The following is a 904-nucleotide window of genomic DNA, read 5'->3' as shown; positions in this document are numbered from 1 at the left end:
CCCTAACAAAAGTTAAAATTAATGGGCGTTGACGCTCAACTAGATAATGCAATAAAAACAATAAACACAGGCGGTTCTGATAAGGCGGCAGTTGTAAATCGCCCACAAATTTTAGCAAGACCGTTGTGCTTTATTAAGAAAACTCGAAAACTATGAAGACTCGATTATTCCTTTTACCTGCTTTTATATTATTGTTTTCGTGTACTAATTCTGTAAATGAAAAAGACAACAAAATAGATTTTTTTCCCGACGACATATCTGGATTTCAAGAAGAAAGATTAGTTTTCGAAATAAAAGCAGGTTTTTCAGAATGTGGAGAATGGGGTGGACATAAAGAAAAAATGTTTATAACAGCACGGAAAGACAAAGAATTCTATTTAAAATATGAATTATGGTGTGCCAATTGTGATAGTTTAATAGAGCATAATGATAGTTTGGGAACTTATACTGCTCCATTAATGAATCTTGTTGACTCCAGTACTATTAGATTGAACAATAAACATAAAGAAGCGGTACGTAAATTCACACAAGATTTAGTTGAAGCTAAATTCCGAGAGATATTTCCTGGACATGCAGGAAATAGTTTTGAAGCTTACAAATATAGAGGTTATGGTGGAACATCATTGAAAATTCAAGTTTATGGATTTGACCCTAGAATATTATCAGATTATATAGCGTTATTAAAGACATTAAAATTGTCACAAGAAGAAAAGAACTCGTGTGTAAAATATTATACAATTGAGGAAATTGAGAGTGATGAATAATGAAAAACAAAGCACAACAAAAGTAACCGTTGCGCATCCACATAAAATTAGATGAATAGAATATAAAAGCCTTAAAAGTTTGTCAATAGGCAAGCTTTTAAGGCTTTGTTTTTTGCTTTTAGTTAGTGAAAAAGTAAAAT

At 31.4% G+C, this 904-nt stretch carries 1 protein-coding gene; it reads left to right on the top strand.

Going from position 1 to position 904, the window contains the following annotated elements; genetic code table 11:
- Positions 1 to 152: 152 nt before the first annotated feature.
- Positions 153 to 764, top strand: a complete 612-nt coding sequence (locus GCQ56_RS20170; protein WP_152736341.1) for a hypothetical protein — start codon at positions 153 to 155, stop codon at positions 762 to 764.
- Positions 765 to 904: the final 140 nt, after the last annotated feature.

Source organism: Marinifilum sp. N1E240 (assembly GCF_009295825.1).
GTDB lineage: Bacteria > Bacteroidota > Bacteroidia > Bacteroidales > Marinifilaceae > Marinifilum_A > Marinifilum_A sediminis.
The sequence above is the reverse complement of the archived record's forward strand: the minus strand, read 5'-3'. Positions and strand labels throughout refer to the sequence as shown.

Excerpts from the sequence above, each read along its gene's own strand:
- GCQ56_RS20170 (WP_152736341.1), top strand. The coding sequence starts at position 153 with ATGAAGACTCGATTATTCCTTTTACCTGCTTTTATATTATTGTTTTCG.